Source organism: Paludibacter propionicigenes WB4 (assembly GCF_000183135.1).
GTDB classification, from domain to species: domain Bacteria; phylum Bacteroidota; class Bacteroidia; order Bacteroidales; family Paludibacteraceae; genus Paludibacter; species Paludibacter propionicigenes.
Genome location: NC_014734.1, coordinates 492,148 through 510,848, shown reverse-complemented (window position 1 = coordinate 510,848; position 18,701 = coordinate 492,148). Strand labels below are relative to the sequence as shown.

The 18,701-nt window shown below is 34.0% G+C and carries 17 protein-coding genes and 1 pseudogene; 7 read left to right on the top strand and 11 right to left on the bottom strand.

Annotated features, from left to right (window positions below; translation table 11 throughout):
• Positions 1 to 26: 26 nt before the first annotated feature.
• From PALPR_RS02105 to PALPR_RS02075, 7 genes are all read left to right on the top strand, one after another.
• Entirely contained in the window at positions 27 to 395 is a 369-nt protein-coding gene (locus PALPR_RS02105) for a 2-amino-4-hydroxy-6-hydroxymethyldihydropteridine diphosphokinase (protein WP_013443954.1), read from the top strand.
• Positions 396 to 583: 188 nt separating this feature from the next.
• Positions 584 to 1,453 (top strand): nucleoside phosphorylase, encoded by an 870-nt coding sequence (locus PALPR_RS02100; RefSeq protein WP_013443953.1) that lies wholly within the window; start codon positions 584 to 586, stop codon positions 1,451 to 1,453.
• Between the two features lie 294 nt (positions 1,454 to 1,747).
• Complete coding sequence (gene mnmE / locus PALPR_RS02095; RefSeq protein ID WP_013443952.1) at positions 1,748 to 3,136, top strand: tRNA uridine-5-carboxymethylaminomethyl(34) synthesis GTPase MnmE; 1,389 nt, start codon at positions 1,748 to 1,750, stop codon at positions 3,134 to 3,136.
• Between the two features lie 182 nt (positions 3,137 to 3,318).
• Positions 3,319 to 4,095: a metallophosphoesterase gene (locus PALPR_RS02090; protein WP_245544420.1), complete on the top strand. Its 777-nt coding sequence runs from the start codon at positions 3,319 to 3,321 to the stop codon at positions 4,093 to 4,095.
• Positions 4,096 to 4,197: 102 nt separating this feature from the next.
• A complete protein-coding gene (locus PALPR_RS02085; RefSeq protein WP_013443950.1) occupies positions 4,198 to 5,160 on the top strand; it encodes a hypothetical protein in 963 nt (320 codons plus the stop codon).
• The gene (locus PALPR_RS02080; protein WP_013443949.1) at positions 5,154 to 5,933 is read left to right on the top strand and encodes a hypothetical protein; all 780 of its coding nucleotides are present in this window, start codon (positions 5,154 to 5,156) and stop codon (positions 5,931 to 5,933) included. The genes PALPR_RS02085 and PALPR_RS02080 overlap by 7 nt, the downstream gene beginning before the upstream one ends.
• A gap of 68 nt (positions 5,934 to 6,001) precedes the next feature.
• Positions 6,002 to 6,310, top strand: a complete 309-nt coding sequence (locus tag PALPR_RS02075) for a HigA family addiction module antitoxin (protein WP_013443948.1) — start codon at positions 6,002 to 6,004, stop codon at positions 6,308 to 6,310.
• A gap of 362 nt (positions 6,311 to 6,672) precedes the next feature.
• On the opposite strand, the gene PALPR_RS02070 is transcribed toward PALPR_RS02075, so the two are convergent.
• From PALPR_RS02070 to PALPR_RS02020, 11 genes and pseudogenes are all read right to left on the bottom strand, one after another.
• Entirely contained in the window at positions 6,673 to 7,368 is a 696-nt protein-coding gene (locus tag PALPR_RS02070; protein ID WP_013443946.1) for a hypothetical protein, read from the bottom strand.
• 259 nt (positions 7,369 to 7,627) lie between these two features.
• Positions 7,628 to 9,031, bottom strand: a complete 1,404-nt coding sequence (locus tag PALPR_RS02065; protein WP_013443945.1) for a sugar transferase — start codon at positions 9,029 to 9,031, stop codon at positions 7,628 to 7,630.
• A 314-nt stretch (positions 9,032 to 9,345) separates the two neighbouring features.
• Positions 9,346 to 9,897, bottom strand: coding sequence for an LbetaH domain-containing protein (locus PALPR_RS02060; RefSeq protein ID WP_013443944.1), 552 nt, complete (start codon positions 9,895 to 9,897; stop codon positions 9,346 to 9,348).
• Positions 9,898 to 9,981: 84 nt separating this feature from the next.
• Positions 9,982 to 11,048: pseudogene (rfbB, locus tag PALPR_RS02055) on the bottom strand (dTDP-glucose 4,6-dehydratase).
• 71 nt (positions 11,049 to 11,119) lie between these two features.
• The gene (gene rfbD / locus PALPR_RS02050; RefSeq protein ID WP_013443942.1) at positions 11,120 to 11,992 is read right to left on the bottom strand and encodes a dTDP-4-dehydrorhamnose reductase; all 873 of its coding nucleotides are present in this window, start codon (positions 11,990 to 11,992) and stop codon (positions 11,120 to 11,122) included.
• Positions 11,985 to 12,557 carry a dTDP-4-dehydrorhamnose 3,5-epimerase gene (gene rfbC / locus PALPR_RS02045; RefSeq protein ID WP_013443941.1) on the bottom strand — a complete coding sequence of 191 codons (573 nt, stop codon included), beginning with the start codon at positions 12,555 to 12,557 and terminating at the stop codon, positions 11,985 to 11,987. Before rfbC ends, rfbD begins: the two co-directional genes overlap by 8 nt.
• A gap of 43 nt (positions 12,558 to 12,600) precedes the next feature.
• The gene (gene rfbA / locus PALPR_RS02040; protein ID WP_013443940.1) at positions 12,601 to 13,470 is read right to left on the bottom strand and encodes a glucose-1-phosphate thymidylyltransferase RfbA; all 870 of its coding nucleotides are present in this window, start codon (positions 13,468 to 13,470) and stop codon (positions 12,601 to 12,603) included.
• Positions 13,471 to 13,486: 16 nt separating this feature from the next.
• Positions 13,487 to 14,323, bottom strand: a complete 837-nt coding sequence (locus tag PALPR_RS02035; RefSeq protein ID WP_013443939.1) for a glycosyltransferase family 2 protein — start codon at positions 14,321 to 14,323, stop codon at positions 13,487 to 13,489.
• Positions 14,324 to 14,942: 619 nt separating this feature from the next.
• Positions 14,943 to 16,070, bottom strand: coding sequence for a glycosyltransferase (locus PALPR_RS02030; protein WP_013443938.1), 1,128 nt, complete (start codon positions 16,068 to 16,070; stop codon positions 14,943 to 14,945).
• 7 nt (positions 16,071 to 16,077) lie between these two features.
• Positions 16,078 to 17,574 carry a DUF4832 domain-containing protein gene (locus tag PALPR_RS02025; protein WP_013443937.1) on the bottom strand — a complete coding sequence of 499 codons (1,497 nt, stop codon included), beginning with the start codon at positions 17,572 to 17,574 and terminating at the stop codon, positions 16,078 to 16,080.
• A complete protein-coding gene (locus PALPR_RS02020; protein ID WP_013443936.1) occupies positions 17,574 to 18,698 on the bottom strand; it encodes a polysaccharide pyruvyl transferase family protein in 1,125 nt (374 codons plus the stop codon). The genes PALPR_RS02025 and PALPR_RS02020 overlap by 1 nt, the downstream gene beginning before the upstream one ends.
• Positions 18,699 to 18,701 lie beyond the last annotated feature (3 nt).

Sequence of the window (18,701 nt, the reverse complement as noted above, 5' to 3'; positions counted from 1 at the left end):
AGCAACAAATTTTAATTTAGGACTCTATGAATACAGCAATAATTATGTTAGGTAGTAACGTGAATGCTGAAGTCAATATCGAACTGGCAAAAGAGAAGCTGTCGCTGGAGTTTGATATTGAAAAAGAAAGTGCCTGCATTATATCTAAACCCTTTGGTAGTCATTACGTATCGGATTTTTGCAATAAAGCTGTAAAACTTTTGTCGGCCGAAACCAAGGAAGAAACCATCTACATGTTTAAAAGTATAGAAACTGAACTGGGACGAAATCCGCAAAGTAAAGAGTCCGGAATCATACCGATTGATATCGATTTGATATTTTGGAATGATGTTCAGGTACATCCGGATTATGACAGGTTTGACTTTGTGAAGAAATGCATTGATGAAATTAAATAAAAGAGAATAGCGTTCAGATATAAGATTATAAATTTAAAATCAAGTATATTTGTATTTTTATTCGAAATTTCAAACAGAAATTATAACTCGTTGAATTTATGAAACGAGCATGAATACAGACATTCACCAAATAGTATGAAAATCTGACATGCGAGTTCCATACGACCTTTAAAAACAATTATTATCGTATGAAACATTTTCCACCATCCGAATTGATTTTAAACAGCGATGGAAGCATATTCCACTTACATTTAAAACCGGAACAACTTGCCGATAACGTTATTTTAGTGGGTGATCCCGGCAGAGTAGCTTTAGTGGCCGAGTACTTTGACACGCAGGAATGCTCGGTATCGAGTCGTGAATTCAACACCATAACAGGTACCTACAAAGGCAAGCGTATATCGGTGATATCGACAGGAATAGGTACGGATAATATTGACATTGTAATGAATGAATTGGATGCATTGTCCAATATCGACCTCGAAAACCGAACCGAAAAGAAAGACTTTCGGCAGCTAACCATTATCAGAATAGGTACTTCGGGAGGCATGCAACCCGAAATTCCGTTGGGAAGTTTCCTGATTTCGGAGAAATCCATTGGTTTTGATGGCATGCTGAACTTTTATGCCGGCAGAGACTGTGTCAGCGACCTGGCATTTGAAAAAACGCTCAAAGAGCAATTGGACTGGAATCCTCAGTTGGCTGCTCCTTATGTGGTGGATGCCGATGAAGAACTGATACAGCGCATTGGTAAAAACGACATGCTGCGTGGTGTAACCATTTCGGCGAACGGATTTTACGGACCACAAGGAAGAGTGTTGCGCATTGATCTGGCCGATATGCATTTAAATGACAAAATAGAACGATTCCGCTACGGCAACTATAAAATAACCAATTACGAAATGGAGGGTTCTGCCATTGCCGGACTGGCCAAACTCATGGGACACAAAGCTATGACGGTATGCTGTATCATTGCCAATCGCAGAGTAGAAGCCGCTAATACTGACTATAAACCCTATATTGAAAAATTAGTAACAACGGTTCTTGAGCGGATTTAAATATAAGCGCTGGTTCATATGATAGATTAATCTTATATGTGAGCTGAACCAATGAATTAAACTTTTTAAACTGCCCCTATATCCCCTAAAGGGGACTTGGATTAGTATCGTCTGGTAACTTACTCTTTTAGTCCCCTTTAGGGGATATAGGGGCGGTTGTTTCATTAAAACAAAAAATGAAGTGGGGTTTTGGGTAAAGCCCCAATATGAAAACTACTATATCTTATAAATGTACTACGGGTAAATGCACTACCTATTTATCCTGAAAAAAACAGCAGAACTAAAAAACACGCTATGTCTACCATAACAGCTATATCCACAGCTCCGGGCACCGGAGGAATTGCGGTAATACGTGTATCGGGAAAAGATGCATTTAAAAATTTCAATCCTATTTTCATTCCCCGAAAGAAAAACTTTGTATTCCTGGAACAGGAAGCCAATACAGTAAGTTTCGGGAACATTGTAAACGGAAAAAATGAAATTGTAGACGAAGTACTGGTAAGTGTTTTCCGCGCTCCGCATTCGTTTACCGGAGAAGATGTGGTGGAAATCTCCTGCCACGGATCTGTTTTTGTACAGCAACAGATTCTACAGTTACTGATCAACCAACACTGTGTATTGGCACAGCCGGGAGAGTTTACCCAACGGGCATTTTTAAACGGCAAAATGGATCTGTCTCAAGCCGAGGCTGTTGCCGATCTGATTGCGGCTAATTCTGCAGCTTCGCACAGAATGGCATTAAACCAAATGCGTGGAGGTTTTTCGAGTGAATTGTTGAAACTCCGAACTCAGCTTCTCAACTTTGTTTCGCTGGTGGAACTGGAACTGGACTTCAACGAGGAAGATGTGGAGTTTGCTGACAGAACACAACTAAAATCGCTGGCTACAACTATTGAAAGACTTATCCTTAAACTTTCCGATTCTTTCAGTTTGGGCAATGCGCTAAAGAACGGTATACCCGTGGCGCTGGTAGGCGAAACCAATGTGGGTAAATCAACATTGCTGAATGTTTTACTGAACGAGGATAAAGCCATCGTTTCGGACATACACGGTACCACCCGCGACGTCATTGAAGACTCTATCAATATTGATGGTATAACGTTCCGGTTTATCGACACGGCCGGTATACGCGACACCAAAGATAAGATTGAGAATATGGGTATAGAGCGTACCTACCAGAAAATTGAACAAGCTTCGATAGTACTGTGGATACTGGACTGCACCCAACTGAGTGAGCATATGGAGTGGCTGACCGACCGAATTGCTAAACGTTCGGCAGGAAAGAAAGTAATCCTTGTTTTCAATAAAATAGACAAAATTGCGGATGACGAACGCGATGTATTGTCGCAACTGTTTGAGCAGTTTGAAGGTGAACGGATTTATATATCGGCTCGCGAACGGATTAACACCGACAAGCTTCAAAAAGCCCTTACTAAAGCTGCGCAGTTGCCCGATATTCATCCCGGCGACGTGGTAGTAAGCAATGTGCGCCACTACGAAGCATTAAATCATGCCCATTCTGCCATTTGCCGTGTTATTGATGGATTGGATGCCGGCATCTCTGGCGATTTTCTTTCTCAGGACATCAGAGAATGTATGCATTTTCTGGGCGAAATTACAGGACAAATATCCAACGACGAAATTCTCGGTAATATCTTCGGGAAATTCTGTATTGGGAAGTGATTGACAATTAACAGTAATTATTTTTGATCTAAATAATCATTTACACATACTGCAAATATTGTTTTCAAGGACGGAATTTGGTATGCAGAAGGTTTACATATTGAAATGAGTAGAGAAGAACTAGTAGAACTAAACAATAAAAGTAAAGTCATATACAAAAGGCTTGGATAACTATCCCATTCATGAAACAGTCTACGAAAATGATTATCCAATACGCTTCCGACTTACATTTGGAATTTAAAGAAAATAAGGTTTTTCTAAATGCAAACCCACTACAAGTATTGGGCGATATTTTGTTGTTGGCTGGAGATATAGTTCCATTTAAACTATTGGAGCAGCATAAAGACTTCTTTAGTTTTCTTTCCGATAGTTTTTCAGCTACCTATTGGGTACCAGGCAACCACGAATATTATCACTTCAATATTGCAACAAAATGTGGCGTAGTGAATGAGAGAATACTAAGCAATGTATTTCTGGTGAATAACACTTCGGTAATGCATGATGATGTAAAGTTTATTTTTTCAACATTATGGAGCAAAATTAGTCCAGCCATGGAATATCAAATTCAAAGAGCTATGAATGATTTTTATGTCATCAAATACCGTGGCTATCCTCTTTCAATAGCGCAGTATAACCAATTACACGCCGATAGTTTAGCATTTCTAAAAGAAGAATTGACATTGGAAACTTCAACTAAAAATGTAGTAGTTACCCACCATGTGCCCACTTATAAAAACTACCCTGAAAAATATAAAGACAGTATCATAAACGAAGCATTTGCTGTAGAATTATTCGATTTAATTGAGTCTACTGCCCCTGATTATTGGATTTACGGTCATACACATGGTAATACGACTGATTTTGAGATAGGGAAAACTCAATTACTCACCAATCAATTAGGATATGTGAAGTATGGAGAGGAATTAGGTTTTAGTACTGACAGAAAATTTATTTTATAATATAGTATTGTATATCAATATAATTGCATTATATTTGCACAATATCATCACTAATGCAATTATGCATAAATAATGATATTATACTAATTACTAGAATATTAAATGAAAGAACTTAAAAATTACTTCGATAGCACTTTGGGTGTAAACGTGGTGATAAAGCCATTGAAAGATGAAAAAATGAAAGGTTTGCCTTATTTTGTGATAGGTAACTATAATTTATTCACTACCGAATTATTTGGTTCTGAATTACTTTTGGTTGAAGTGAAAGAAGATATTACAGCGGATAGACTAAGAAAGCAACTTGACATCATTCAGACAACAATTCAACTTAAAGCTATAGCAGTTTTAAAACCAATTGAAGCCTATAACCGTTTGAGGTTGATTGAGAAAAAAGTTCCTTTTGTTATTCCTGGCAAGCAAATGTATATGCCCAGTTTACTTATTGATTTAAAAGAATTTGGTGTAACCCAAATAGTGAAACAAGAAGTAATTCAACCGGCAGCTCAACTTTTATTATTATTTCATCTGCAAGTAGAGTCGTTGGAAGGTCAGAATCTTAAAACGATTGCTGAAAAACTTGAATACAATGCAACAACCATTACTCGGGCTGTTAAATATTTGTTAATCAACAACCTTTGTGAATTACAAGGTACAAAAGATAAATTTCTACACTTCAGTTTCACTAAAAAAGAACTCTGGACTAATGTAGAACCTTTGATGATTAATCCAATCAAAAAAATCACATATTACACAGAAATCCTGAAGGATCAGAATTTGCGAAAATCAAATATCAATGCACTTTCCAATTATTCCGATTTGAACCCAACAGCAATGGAATCTTATGCTGCAAAACCAAGGTACATCCAACTACTTAAAGTTCAAAATCCAGATAAAATTGGTCAAAAAGAGGGTGAAATTCGCATAGAAGAATGGAAGTATGATCCTGCAAAACTAAGCCATACTGAATTTATCGACTGTTTGTCACTGTATCTGTGCTTTAGAGACAATAAAAATGAGCGTATAGAAAATGCTTTAGAACAATTAATTGACAATGTGGAATGGTAAGAGGATTGGATATATTCAAGAAATACTTTGAGGCATACCCCGATAACTATGTAATTATAGGAGGTACTGCTTGTGATTTGATTTTAGATGAAGCTGGCTTTATTCCTCGTGCAACGAAAGACATTGATATTATTTTGATAGTAGAAGCTTTGAACACAGAATTCGTAAAACAGTTTTGGCAGCTTGTTGTAGATGGAAATTATGAACGTAAGGAAAAAAACGAGGATGAACGTAAATATTATCGTTTTATGAAGCCAGGAAATACTGAATTTCCTTTTCAAATAGAACTGTTTGCCAGAAATCCAGACTTATTGGACTTTGACGAACAATCATACCTTACTCCCATTCCCGTAGATGATGATTTAACCAGTCTTTCAGCCATATTAATGAACGATGACTATTATCACTATATGTTGGAACATAGTGTGCTTGAAGATGGATTACACCTTGCCAATATCGAAGCGTTGATATGTCTAAAAGCAAAAGCATACCTTGAAATTGCGGAACGTATCGTCAATGGTAGTAAAGAAGATGCTAAACAGCTACGCAAACACAAAGGCGATGTATTTAGGCTGGCGGTCATGCTTACTGGAAACGATGTATTTAAACTTCCGGAAAGTATGAAAGCTCACTTACAAACCTTTGTTGATGGCATTGCTGAAGAATTGCCAGACAAAGCCATATTTAAAGAAATGGGACTGAATTCAATATATGCAGAAGAAGTTTTGAAGCAGCTAATCAAAAGCTTTGAATTGAATTTTGAAGCTAAATAGTTAACTTGATTATCGACAGAATGGAATGATATTAAAGCAAGGTATAATCTGATACAATAGTTACAAATATGAAAACTTTTGCCAATAACATAATACCCTTTTCGCCCACACACCCGGGAGAAGTTTTAAAAGATGAAATTGAATTTCTAAATATCTCGAAACGTAAACTTTCAACACAAATGGGCGTTTCCTACTTCGTTTTAAATGGGATATTGAATCTAAAGCGCCCTGTAAACGTGGAATTTGCATTGCGAGTTGAAGCAACTTTAGGATTGGAAGCCGAGATGCTGATAAACATGCAAACAAGATACGATATACTTACCACTCGCGCAGACAAGATCTTCATGCAGAAACTAAACGAAATCAGAAGAAGCTAGATATTATATTTAAGAGAGTATTTTGAAAGTCCCAAAACTATATTATCACAGGTGTATTTTTTAAATAACTATGGTATAAAGTTCAAGATCACAATATGCGTAAAATGACAATGTTTCAATGACATTATACACTATTTGTACCTCAACACATTTAAAATGCGAATATAACATAAGCTACATTTTTTTATTTAATAATTAGCAGCGATTGTTTTTAACAGAAATAATCATTAAAGCCCTATTTTTTCAAGGCTTTTTTATGTTATCAAATAATTATATTTAATCAAAATAAGTTGATATTACTTTCTATTTCGTACAAATCAAATTCATTATTATCTATACAAAAAATAGAAAAAACTTTGTGATTATATCTTTTTGATATTTTTTTGTTTTTCTTCTATTCGACGCATTATTGTACGAATACCAAGATTAGTTTTATTAGTTAGATTTGCAATTTGAGAGATTGACATATCACGTACAACGAGTTCGTTGACCAACGTTTCTAATTTTGTCAATCTTCTATATCTTATTTTTTCTTGGATAGAGTCATTTTCGACCAAGCTTACCTCGATTTCTTTCATTTCTTTGTTTTCTATTCTTTCCAAATTGGGAGCCCAATCATTGCTCTGAGAAGGGATGTTTTCAATGGTTTTTTGAGACTTCGGATTGTAAGAAAAAGAACCTAAATTCCAAGTAACCGCTGGAAAAATCTCAAATAACTGGAACAGATATAAATCCTTCTGTCCATTGATCATACACGCACACAATTCTATAACACCTATACTGTTATCTGCGTATTTTATTTGAGTTTTCTCATATCGCACTGTTTTTCCCTGTTTCAAATCTTGAATAATAGTTTTAATATAATCAGATTTAGGAAACATTTCACCCTTTCTATTATTGAAATCTTCAATACTTCTCAATTTTAATAATTTCAGAGCAGGTTCGTTAATATCAACCAAATTGCTTTTTCTATCAAAAATTAGTGTAAATGCAGGCAAAGACTTCAACATTATCATCATTTCCTGTAAATTACCAGTAAGAGAAAGATATTTATACATAATATTCTTTTGATTAAAATTGTATTCTTATTGATTTAACGTTAGTTTAATTCGTGCATCTTCGTTTTAATATGTTTATATACAAAAGATATTGTATCTATGATAATGCACATTATGATACCCATAACTGCCGCTAATAACATAATTGGGGTGAAAATAAACATTCTTATAAATGACACGATAGAATTCAGCATAATTGTCTGTGTTTCATATTTTCGAAATTAATTAGGAGTTATTCGCAAATTAATTTCGGGTTAATTTATTGTCCATTTGGTTTAAAAATCACACCTGCAGTCGCAATCATTATTTTAATATCCAGAAGGAGTGACCAATTATCAATATATTCCAAATCCATATCCATCCATTCATTAAATGTTACCTTATGACGTCCCCAAACCTGCCATATACAAGTAATGCCAGGCTTCATACTGAGGCGACGTAATTGATGTCGTTTATATTGTTGCACTTCTTTAAGGAGTGGCGGACGTGGTCCTACAATGGACATGTCACCTTTGATAACATTCAGAAACTGAGGCAATTCATCCAAAGATGTTTTGCGGAGTATATGTCCTAATTTTGTTATTCTTGGATCATTTACAATTTTAAAAACAGGCCCGTCGGCTTCATTTTTTTCTAATAGTTTTTCCTTAAGTTCTTCTGCATTACTCACCATAGTACGAAATTTATAACAGTAAAATCTGCGACCATTTTGTCCTATCCGTTCTTGTTTGAAAAATATTGATCCTCCATCCTGAAGTTTAATTGAAACTGCTAATAAGAAAATTACAGGTGAAGATATAAACAGTACAGCTGTACTCAGTAAAATATCCAGAATCCCCTTTATCTTCAAACCAATATAATTCTCAGAAGTGGTTTGGTGAGTTATAAAATTATGATCGAATATCGGATTAATCGTATAATCAAAATTCATTTTTTGTTTAAAAAAATGCTGCATAATATGCAGTCTGACTCCTATTTCGTTTAACTCAGAGATCATTTGTTCCAAATTATACCGTTTATCACTCAAAGGGAGGCAATAAAAAACATCATCGACAGGGTAAAGTGTTATATAGCGTTTGAGTGTATCTTGATTCTTTATTATATGAGCCTTTTTATAAGTTTCTTTGAATATTTCATCAGGTGATATAATAGCTAATAAGCTATAGCCCCAATCTTCAGCTTTTATAAATGACTTGATAAAAGAATGTGAACTTTCATCGCCAACTATAATTACATTTCTTGTATTGTATCCTCTTTTTCTGAGGTAGCACATTGAGTAATATAAAATAAACTTAAAGCATATTAAGAGCAAGAGATCAGCAGTGAAAAATATTGATAAGTATTGAAATGAATGATTTATATTCCGTAAATAGGGAACAAATTCTAATTCAAGAAGTAAAAATAAAGAGCCAAAAAATACTGTTGCTGCATACCCACGCAACATGCTAAATACCGAACTTGCTCTAAAAATAATACCTAAACGCAGTTTGTATATAAATGCACCCCATATTACTGCTATTTGGCTTAGCAGAATTACTTTTTCATTAAAACTAAAGACCTCTTCTGTAAAAAAACTTTCTGTGAATATAAATATTAAAATTGTGATTATTATTTGGACAAAAGTCATTAATAGAGATAACCATAATTCTCTTTTATTTATCATATGTTTATTATTTTAATTTTGTGATAGGAAAACAAAGGTACTATCCAACAATTTCGATAGGATCAATCAACGACACTTAATCAATTAATGATTAGATTCGATTGATAATAAGACAGATACATTCTTATTGTAGATAAATACTGACTTTATGCCTCATGGACATTTATCTAAATACAGGTGTTAGTATTATGTATTCGGGTTCATAGGGCATAAGAAATGTGAATTGCTGAGAATGCGAGGACTTCAATTGTGAGAAAAGTATGGAACTCTTATTTTTAAACAATATTGCTATAAGGATAGCATCATAGTCAGCGTTAACAGTAATTTATAATTGCTTTATTTATCTCCTTGGCAGGACTCCCAGAAACAGTCATAAAAGGCTCTGTATCAGACACGACTAAGGATTGAGCACCTACCATGGTATATTGACCCAGATTCACTCCCTGTCTGATACTACAACCTGCAGAAATCCAACAACCGTTACCTATGACTGTGATGCCTTTAGTTTGGATAAAAGTTTTGTCGCTATGATCCTGAGTTGCAATATTCACATTGCTACCAATGCGACATTGTTTACCAATTTTAATTTTATCATCACAATAAATATTAGAGTTACTACCTATAATTGATAAATGATCCATCTCTAAATTCCATGGATGATAAATTGTGGTTGTTCTACTGATAATGACTGTTTTTGCAAGTTTGGCTCCAAATATTCTTAGAAGCATAATTCTTGGGAATCTTAGCCATGTTGGGAAAAGCCTAAATATTGTTTTATTTAAAAATGGCCACATAAAGTTCCTAATTCGAATATAACTTGTATCTGAACTAGCTTGTATACCATTTTTACATAGATTATTATCCATATGTATATTGGGTTTAATGTATAGACATTTTAGTCATTAAACATTCTTGTGAGTAAAACTATATTCATAATTCAACTAAGCGAATCAATTTAGATTCTTATATTGTTCTGAATAATATTCTAATATTTTCCTAAGATTATTTCATCCATCCATTCCTGATTATCAAGATACCAACGGACTGTTTTTTCAATACCCTCTTCAAATTGTAAACTTGGTTCCCATCCTAACTCTGTTTTTAATTTAGTGGAGTCTATCGCATAACGCAAATCATGACCGGCTCTGTCGGTTACATAAGTAATCAAATGATCGCTACTTCCCTCAGCATGACCTAACAAACGATCTAAGGTTTTAATCAATACGCGAATAATATCTATATTGGTCCATTCATTGAAACCACCGATATTATAAGTTTCTGCAGTTTTTCCTGTATGAAAAATAAGATCAATAGCTCGAGCATGATCGACCACATACAACCAATCCCGTACATTTTCGCCTTTTCCATAAACCGGTAACGATTTTCCATGTCGTATATTATTTATAAATAGAGGAATAAGTTTTTCCGGAAACTGATAAGGGCCATAATTATTACTGCAATTGGTTACAATAACAGGCATACCATAGGTATCATGAAATGCACGTACAAAATGATCACTAGATGCTTTACTGGCCGAATATGGACTATGAGGATTGTAATTAGTCGTTTCAGTAAACAGCTCACTATCCATTTCTAAAGCTCCGTATACCTCATCAGTAGAAATATGATAAAAAAGTTTTCCATCATAAGCATCTTTCCACGACTGTTTGGCAGCCTGTAAAAGCGATAGTGTGCCCATTACATTGGTCTGCGCAAAGGTAAACGGATCTTTAATACTTCGATCCACATGACTTTCGGCTGCCAAATGAATCACTCCATCGATCTGGTATTGATTAAAAAGTGCCAGCATCTGATCAAAATCACAAATATCTCCTTTTATAAAAGTATAATTTGCATTATCTTCTACATCCTTCAAATTAGCTAAATTACCGGCATAAGTCAACTTATCCAAATTAATGATCTTGTATTCGGGATATTTATTTACAAACAAGCGAACCACATGGGAACCGATAAATCCGGCACCTCCTGTAATTAATATATGACGTTTAAAGTCCATGTCTTATTGATTAAATTATTATATTATTGTAAAAAACTAAATTACAATCCAAAGCTCAGAATTACGAAGTCTCAGAAACTTCCTTCCAGCTCCTTCATACACTTTTGTAAAGAAACTTTCCAATGTGGTACCTTACAATTAAAATCAGCTTTGACTTTGGTTTTATCGAGTACTGAAAAGGCCGGACGTTTCACCTTGCTGGGAAATTCATCCGAATGGCAAGGCTGTATATCACATGTATCGTGCGCAGCCAATGCGGCTATCTCAATTGCAAAATCATACCAGGAGCATACCCCTTCGTTGCTATAATGATAAATACCATTCAATGTTTCGTACTGCTTTGTTTCAATAGTTTGGAAAATAAGGGCAGCTAAATCTCCGGCATAAGTCGGAGTACCTACCTGATCAAAGACTACTGATAGTTTTTCCCGTTCGTCAGTCAAGCGAATCATCGTTTTTACAAAATTGCTTCCAAAGGCAGAGTACAACCAAGCAGTACGAAAAATTAAATACTTACAGCCGCTGTTTTGAACAGACTGCTCACCTGCTAGTTTTGTTTGGCCATAAACACCAAGCGGATTAGTCTGTTCATCTTCCCGACAGGGTGTATTTTTAGTGCCTTGAAATACATAGTCGGTTGAAACATGAATCAATGTCGCACCAACATCCTGACAGACTATAGCCAGATTTTCAACTGCTTTGTTGTTGATCAAATTCGCCATTTCACTATCATCCTCTGCCTTATCAACATTGGTGTAAGCAGCACAATTTACTATTATCTCTATTTGTTCTTGCTGAATCAAAATTCGAATTGCTTCTTGATTGGTAATATCCAATTCCTCAATATCCGTAAAAATGAATGTATTCGTTTTTGAGATGGGAGCAAGCTTCCGCATTTCATTGCCCAACTGGCCATTGGCTCCTGTTACTAATATTTTACTCATATTGATTAATTTTATAGTCAAATACTAACTTCATTTCCTTTAATGACGAATGATGTTTATCCTTTTCCGATAAAATTACATCTCCGCTCGGAATCTTCCAGTCAATACTCAAGTCTGCATCATCCCAAGCTAAAGCTCCTTCGTTTTTAGGCGCATAGAAATTATCGCATTTATACTGAAAAATAACATCTTCACTCAATACCACAAAGCCATGGGCAAAACCTCTGGGTACAAAGAATTGTCGTTTATTCTCTTCACTTAGCTCAACGGCTACATGCTGTCCAAATGTTGGTGAACCTCTACGAATATCTAAGGCAACATCCAACACCTTCCCTTTCACTACGCGTACCAGTTTGGATTGTGCATAAGGCGGTTTTTGATAATGTAGCCCCCGCAAAACACCATAAGTCGATTTAGACTCGTTATCTTGAACAAATACCGTTTTACATACTTTCTCTTCAAATTCTTTTTGCGAAAAAGACTCAAAAAAGTATCCTCTCTCATCAGCAAATACCACAGGTTCAATAATACAGACCCCTTCAAGCTTTGTTTTTATTATATTCATCTTTCATTATATTTAATTAAAATCCGAGATGGATAATTTACTCCTATTTCTCTAATTGCAACAGATATTGTCCGTATTGATTTTTCTTCATGGGTTGAGCCAGTGCAATCAGTTTTTCTTTAGCAATCCAACCTTTGCGATAAGCAATTTCTTCCAGACAGGCTATTCTTAATCCTTGTCTTTTTTCAATAACTTCCACAAAAGTGGAGGCTTCCGATAGCGAATCGTGTGTGCCGGTATCTAACCAGGCAAAACCACGTCCCAATAATTGTACTTTTAATTCCTTCACCTTCAGAAATTCCTGATTGACCGTTGTTATTTCCAACTCACCTCGTGCAGATGGTTTTATACGTTTGGCTACCTCTACTACTTTGTTCGGATAAAAATAAAGGCCTACCACCGCGTAATTCGATTTGGGATGCTCTGGCTTCTCTTCGATGCTTAACACAGTACCTTCTTTATTAAACTCAGCTACACCGTAACGCTCCGGATCATTCACATAATAGCCAAACACCGTGGCTTTTTGTTGATCCACATTGCTCACAGCATCGGCTAAAGTTTTACTAAAGCTTTGTCCGTAAAAAATATTATCGCCCAATACCAGACATACCGAATCGGTACCAATAAACTCCTCGCCTATCAAAAAAGCCTGCGCTAATCCATCGGGAGAAGGTTGTTCGGCATACTCAAACGATACACCAAAGTCTGAACCATCGCCAAGGAGGCGTTGAAACCCGAACAAATCTTGTAGAGTTGAAATAATCAGAATTTCCTTTATTCCAGCCAACATCAACACCGATATAGGATAATAAATCATCGGTTTGTCATATACCGGTAGCAGTTGTTTACTCACTCCCTTCGTAATGGGATATAAACGTTTACCGGAGCCTCCGGCTAAAACTATTCCTTTCATACCTCTTATTTTTTATTTAATTTTCAAAAATACCATTTTCAGATTGCTCTGTGTACAGTCTAAAATTTTGAGAACTTAGCCCATGTTTCTTAAAATACATCAACATACTTTTTACATGAAGTAATGTTTTCTTTCCAAATTTTGAACTAGCTCTTTGATGATTGTGAATCATAGTAGATTCAGGATAATAAATAACTGGCTTTCCTAACTTCCATGACCTTAAACAAAGGTCTTCGTCCTCCATGTACAAAAAATAATCTAAATCAAATCCTTTCAATCTAGCAAAATGCTCACGCGACAAAAAAAGTGCAGCACCAAGAGCCCAATCTACGAATTGACATTGGGACACATCTATATCTTTACGCAAGTAATTGTAAATAATTGAATTAATAGATTCATCTTTACCTCTTGACAAGGCTCTATAGAATAAAATTTTCAAATTAATGAATGAACGTACAGAATGTTGAAATGTTAAATTCGAGTTAAGTAGCTTAGGTACAATAATTCCAAAATTATTTGATGATTCTGCATAATGAAACAGCTTATCAAGACTTCCTTTAAAAAGGATAATGTCTGGATTTATTATTGCTATATATTTACCTCTAGAGGCAAATACACCGATGTTATTATTTTCTCCAAATCCACATGGTTGCTGGTTTTGAATAACTTTTATACTTGGATAATTTATAGTAATATATTCAACACTGCCATCTGTTGAACAATTGTCAACATAGATAGCTTCAAAATTAATTGTGGGTTTATTATCTCTAAATAATGACTGATAGAGTTTTACTATATAGTCGAGATGATTCATTCCAACAGTTATGATAGATACTTGGGGCAATTGGTTCATTTGAAATTAAGTCATTTTATTAATAAATAATTGATACAATCATTTGGCATTTAGCCGAATTAACCACATCCATAAGATTGAATTACAGAAAAGTATCAATCTCTTATATCTTGTTATGCAATGTACTAACAGCAGATGTGGTGACGTAAAATTTTAAAAAAGGAGGGTAATAAATAAGAATTAACTCACTGATATTTTTACAAATAGAATGATTATATATTTTAATATTTCTGAAGTATGTTCTGAATATATGATAATAACTTGAACTGAAAATATTAAGACATAATTCTCAACGATTAACTTGATATTTGGGTATATCAAATATATTAGCTCTCCAAGCTATTGTATCACAGTCAGCTCTGTTAAGTACTTTGGAATAGCTCGTGCCTAACAAATGAAAATTGTAAATTTGAAATAAAGAAACTAAGAGCAGAAATTAAACTGTAATAAGATTGAAAAATTACACAAATAACGATGGATGGTAAAACAATAATACTTTAGTTAATGAAAAGAGTGCTCATAAACACTAATCAATACAAATTGTCTATTTCGAAGGCGGTTTGATTGAGGATATTTAAAGACAAAAAATTACAAAACAAACAATCAAATAGCAATCAGTTTAAGTTGCAGTAAATGTCATGATTCTTTTATACTCGTCCTGATATAAGATTGACATTCGCTTTGCTGTATAATATTCTTCAAATAGCTGTTGTATATATAATGACGTAGAATTAGCATCCAGTAAAAGAACATTATCTATGGCTTTTATCAAACTTGCAGTATTACTTTTGTCGTAAAGGTATCCAATTAATTTATTTGCTTTACGCATAACTTCTCGGTGAGAAGGGATGTCAGACACTACACAAGGTAATCCTGCAGCCATACTTTCCAATTGAGAGTTTGATAAACCTTCAGTATCGGATGCCGAAATATAAAAGTCTGAAGCCCTTAAATAGTCTGAAACATTACTTTTAAAACCTAGTAAAAGAATCAAATCAGATTCGTATTTTTTTAAATCTTCATACATTTCGCCATTTCCAAGAAGAATGATTCCAATATCTTTACGGTTCATCTTTGTAAATAATTCTACTAGTAAATCAGGACCCTTTTCTTTTGAAAATCTACCAACAAATATAAAATACCTAATATTATCCTTTAACCCTAGTTGCTTCCTCAAAGTCGCTCGCTCGTATGGCGATGATTTCCAAACAGGAAAGGAACATCCGTTGGGAATAGCCAGCATTTTAATTCTCTTTTCCTGCCAATAGGATTCTGCAACACTTTCGGAACACGCAATTGGTAAATCCATTCTTGAAGTAAAAAAATGGCTTAGAAGAATAACTGCAGAACCTTTCAATGCACCATATTTAATTTTTTGCTGGATTCCCGGATAAATATGAACTGTTTCAATTTTTTTATACCTTTCAGAAAGAAATGGTACCAAAAACATCGATCGAGGGCAGTGTGTATGAAGAATGTCTGGTTGGATATTCTTAATTACTTTATTTAAATCAACAAACATTCGCAACGGATTAAGAAACTCTTGGGGTGATAACTGTTGAATATCTATAGGAAGACTGGAGAAGTCATTGATTCTTGTTGTTTCTTTTTCTGGAACTAATGTAATAATCGAGACTTTAAAAAAATCAAAATTAATATATTTTATAATATTGTACATTACATTGACAGGTCCCTCGTTACACAATGAAGAAACCACATAGCAAACAGATATTTTATTTTGAACCATATGAATGTTAGTTTAGTTGATACTCACCATTTATTGTACGACCTTCGTTGCATAAATACATATTTAGTGAAATGCCATCAGTATCTATAATTCTCAAAAAGATATGTGCTTTCTTCGAAGGTTGGGTTTTTAAAATATTTTTAATCTCGAAATTAATTGAATCAAAAACTAGCATTTTTTTTCCGGGATAAATTTTCTTGATATCAATATTGGGTTGTATCACTTTTATTTGCCGTCCTGCTAAATCTCTTAAAACAATCTGGAGCTTCCAATAATTAGCATAAACTGGAGCCAAACCCAGATTTCCGACTCTCATTTTTATCATTAACCTATTATTTATTGAATAAACACTGTCTTTCTGAAAATAAAGTCGAAAACCAACAATGTTTAATAATGATTTCATTACGGCAGCTTCTTCACTAGAATAATTTCTTTTCATTGGTAGAAAAGAACTTATATGATATTTATAAATATCATATTGTTCTATCGGTAAATCTGTTCTAACAACTCGTCCTTCTTCTCTATTAGGTATCAGATCGTTAACTATATTTCCCTCTCCAGTAACTGGAGCTTTTGTCCATTTAATTAATGCTAAATTATGCGTATCTATACCTTTGTAGTTAAGCGTAAAATCACCAGAACTTGTTTGGCTGATATGATCTAAAAATATACCAAATTCTCCAACATCCGTTTTTGCGGTCATTTCATAGAATGCCCATTCTTTCCACTTATCAGGAATATTACTCGTCTTTCCCATAGCTGGAGCAATTAACCGAATATCGTGAAAATATTTTTGATACATTCTATCCATTTGTATCATGGTTTTTGAATCCTCAAACACATCTGGTTTATTTTTGTATTGGGTAATAAGATAATTATTATGTCCTTCTCCCCAAAATCCCCAAAAACGGATTTGAATTGAATTTATATATCTTCGTCTTGTCACGTTATGCCAAGGAGCGTTTAAAAAAACATTAAAATTTAATAGTAATTTTTGATACTCATTTTGAGCAATATGATTTCTCCAATCAATACAATACCAGTATGTATCAGATTCATTTACATAAACTAATCTAGGTCTGTATTCTTTTGATTTCATTAACTTCTCATGTATCTCGTTTGGATAACATACATATACTTCTTTCCCATTATACATTTCCAATCCTAATCTATATCTTGTATCTTTTTTCATCGAAAGATTAAAAAAGATTCCAATATCAATTCTTTGCTTATATTTATATGCTTCTTGGAATACACTCCTCAAAATACTAAAATCAATTTTTCCATTATTTACAACATCTCTCCAAGATAGACGAGAATATAGTCCATCTAGAAAAGGCTTTAAATAACTAGGTTGTTTCTCCAAATTCGACCAAGTTAAGCAACCAATTCCTGGATTATGAAAATAAACAGTCGAATCTAAGTAGTATTTTGATTGATTATCAATGCCAAGCAAATTGAAATTAATGAAGATAATAAGAAATATGACTAGGGTTGATTTCATTATATTTTTGACTTTATAACATATAATAAATTCCTTGCGTAATCAATGTATTTATTATTCATTATCTGAATGCTATCTCGATCTATTAGAATTGAATCCAATATTAATTTTCTAACAATATCCAAATGTTCGTATTCTTTTAGATTTACATGATATTTTTCAAGTCCGTAATCTGACAAAATCCCTAAAGTTTTTGAATTACCATTTTTTGAGAATCTTTTCTTTTCCCAATCTATAGCTATAACTGGTTTACAATTTCGAAGTGTGAAAACTGAATCATGAAATCTTTCTGTAACAGATAAATCAATATACCTGAAAACGCCAGCCCATTCCATAGCGTCAAGCTTGTCCAAACAAATATCAGCATAAGGATTATATGCCGTTGAAACAACATTGTAACCCAATTTTCTTAAAATATCTGCCAACTCTTTTCTATAAGGAAAGCCTGAATTGAAATTATACAATACATACCGTTCTTCTCTCTTAAACAGATTCCGATGTTTAGGTTTGAGATCAAAAAGAGATAAATCCAAAAAATAAGAAGGATCAGGTTGCTTAAGAACCATATCTTTAGATAAGCCTAATCTATTTACAAATAAATCAATGGTAAGATCATCTCGAACTCCAATATGCAATGCCATAGATGCAACCTCCATTAAATCCTGATTAACTTCAAAGTTAGCTGGAGAAGCACTCGCTGCAAAATAAACTTTAGGGACATTCAATGGCATCCAATTTAAACCAATTTGCCCTTTACTTCCAGTCACCTCTTCTAGTATGGTATCACTCCCAATAACAACTAAATCATACGACTTTATAAAGTTGATGGATGTAACATCATAATTAAACATATCAACTTTTTGTTTTGTATAAATGAAATATTTTTGCTCAAGCATCTTATACCTAAGCATACGATAAGCAGCTGCTCCTTTTTGAAATATATATGTTTTTATTGAAATCTTACCGGAACGAGCCATTTGATTTCCTCGTTTAAAATCAGGAAAATTCAAAAATACAATTTCCGAGTCAGGAAAAATTTTTCTTAGACCTGTTTGTACCCCAAAAGCTTGAATAAACGTTCCAGGATTGACACCTCTCGAAAAAGTAATAACTAGTATCCTCATATT

Bases quoted from the DNA above. Each gene is read 5' to 3' on its own strand.
- PALPR_RS02085 (WP_013443950.1), top strand. From the start codon at position 4,198: ATGAAAGAACTTAAAAATTACTTCGATAGCACTTTGGGTGTAAACGTG.
- PALPR_RS02100 (WP_013443953.1), top strand. From the start codon at position 584: ATGAAACATTTTCCACCATCCGAATTGATTTTAAACAGCGATGGAAGC.
- PALPR_RS02080 (WP_013443949.1), top strand. From the start codon at position 5,154: ATGGTAAGAGGATTGGATATATTCAAGAAATACTTTGAGGCATACCCC.
- PALPR_RS02070 (WP_013443946.1), bottom strand. From the start codon at position 7,368: ATGTATAAATATCTTTCTCTTACTGGTAATTTACAGGAAATGATGATA.
- rfbA (WP_013443940.1), bottom strand. From the start codon at position 13,470: ATGAAAGGAATAGTTTTAGCCGGAGGCTCCGGTAAACGTTTATATCCC.
- PALPR_RS02075 (WP_013443948.1), top strand. From the start codon at position 6,002: ATGAAAACTTTTGCCAATAACATAATACCCTTTTCGCCCACACACCCG.
- rfbD (WP_013443942.1), bottom strand. From the start codon at position 11,992: ATGAGTAAAATATTAGTAACAGGAGCCAATGGCCAGTTGGGCAATGAA.
- mnmE (WP_013443952.1), top strand. From the start codon at position 1,748: ATGTCTACCATAACAGCTATATCCACAGCTCCGGGCACCGGAGGAATT.
- PALPR_RS02020 (WP_013443936.1), bottom strand. From the start codon at position 18,698: ATGAGGATACTAGTTATTACTTTTTCGAGAGGTGTCAATCCTGGAACG.
- PALPR_RS02105 (WP_013443954.1), top strand. From the start codon at position 27: ATGAATACAGCAATAATTATGTTAGGTAGTAACGTGAATGCTGAAGTC.
- PALPR_RS02090 (WP_245544420.1), top strand. From the start codon at position 3,319: ATGAAACAGTCTACGAAAATGATTATCCAATACGCTTCCGACTTACAT.
- PALPR_RS02065 (WP_013443945.1), bottom strand. From the start codon at position 9,031: ATGATAAATAAAAGAGAATTATGGTTATCTCTATTAATGACTTTTGTC.
- PALPR_RS02060 (WP_013443944.1), bottom strand. From the start codon at position 9,897: ATGGATAATAATCTATGTAAAAATGGTATACAAGCTAGTTCAGATACA.
- PALPR_RS02025 (WP_013443937.1), bottom strand. From the start codon at position 17,574: ATGAAATCAACCCTAGTCATATTTCTTATTATCTTCATTAATTTCAAT.
- rfbC (WP_013443941.1), bottom strand. From the start codon at position 12,557: ATGAATATAATAAAAACAAAGCTTGAAGGGGTCTGTATTATTGAACCT.
- PALPR_RS02035 (WP_013443939.1), bottom strand. From the start codon at position 14,323: ATGAACCAATTGCCCCAAGTATCTATCATAACTGTTGGAATGAATCAT.
- PALPR_RS02030 (WP_013443938.1), bottom strand. From the start codon at position 16,070: ATGGTTCAAAATAAAATATCTGTTTGCTATGTGGTTTCTTCATTGTGT.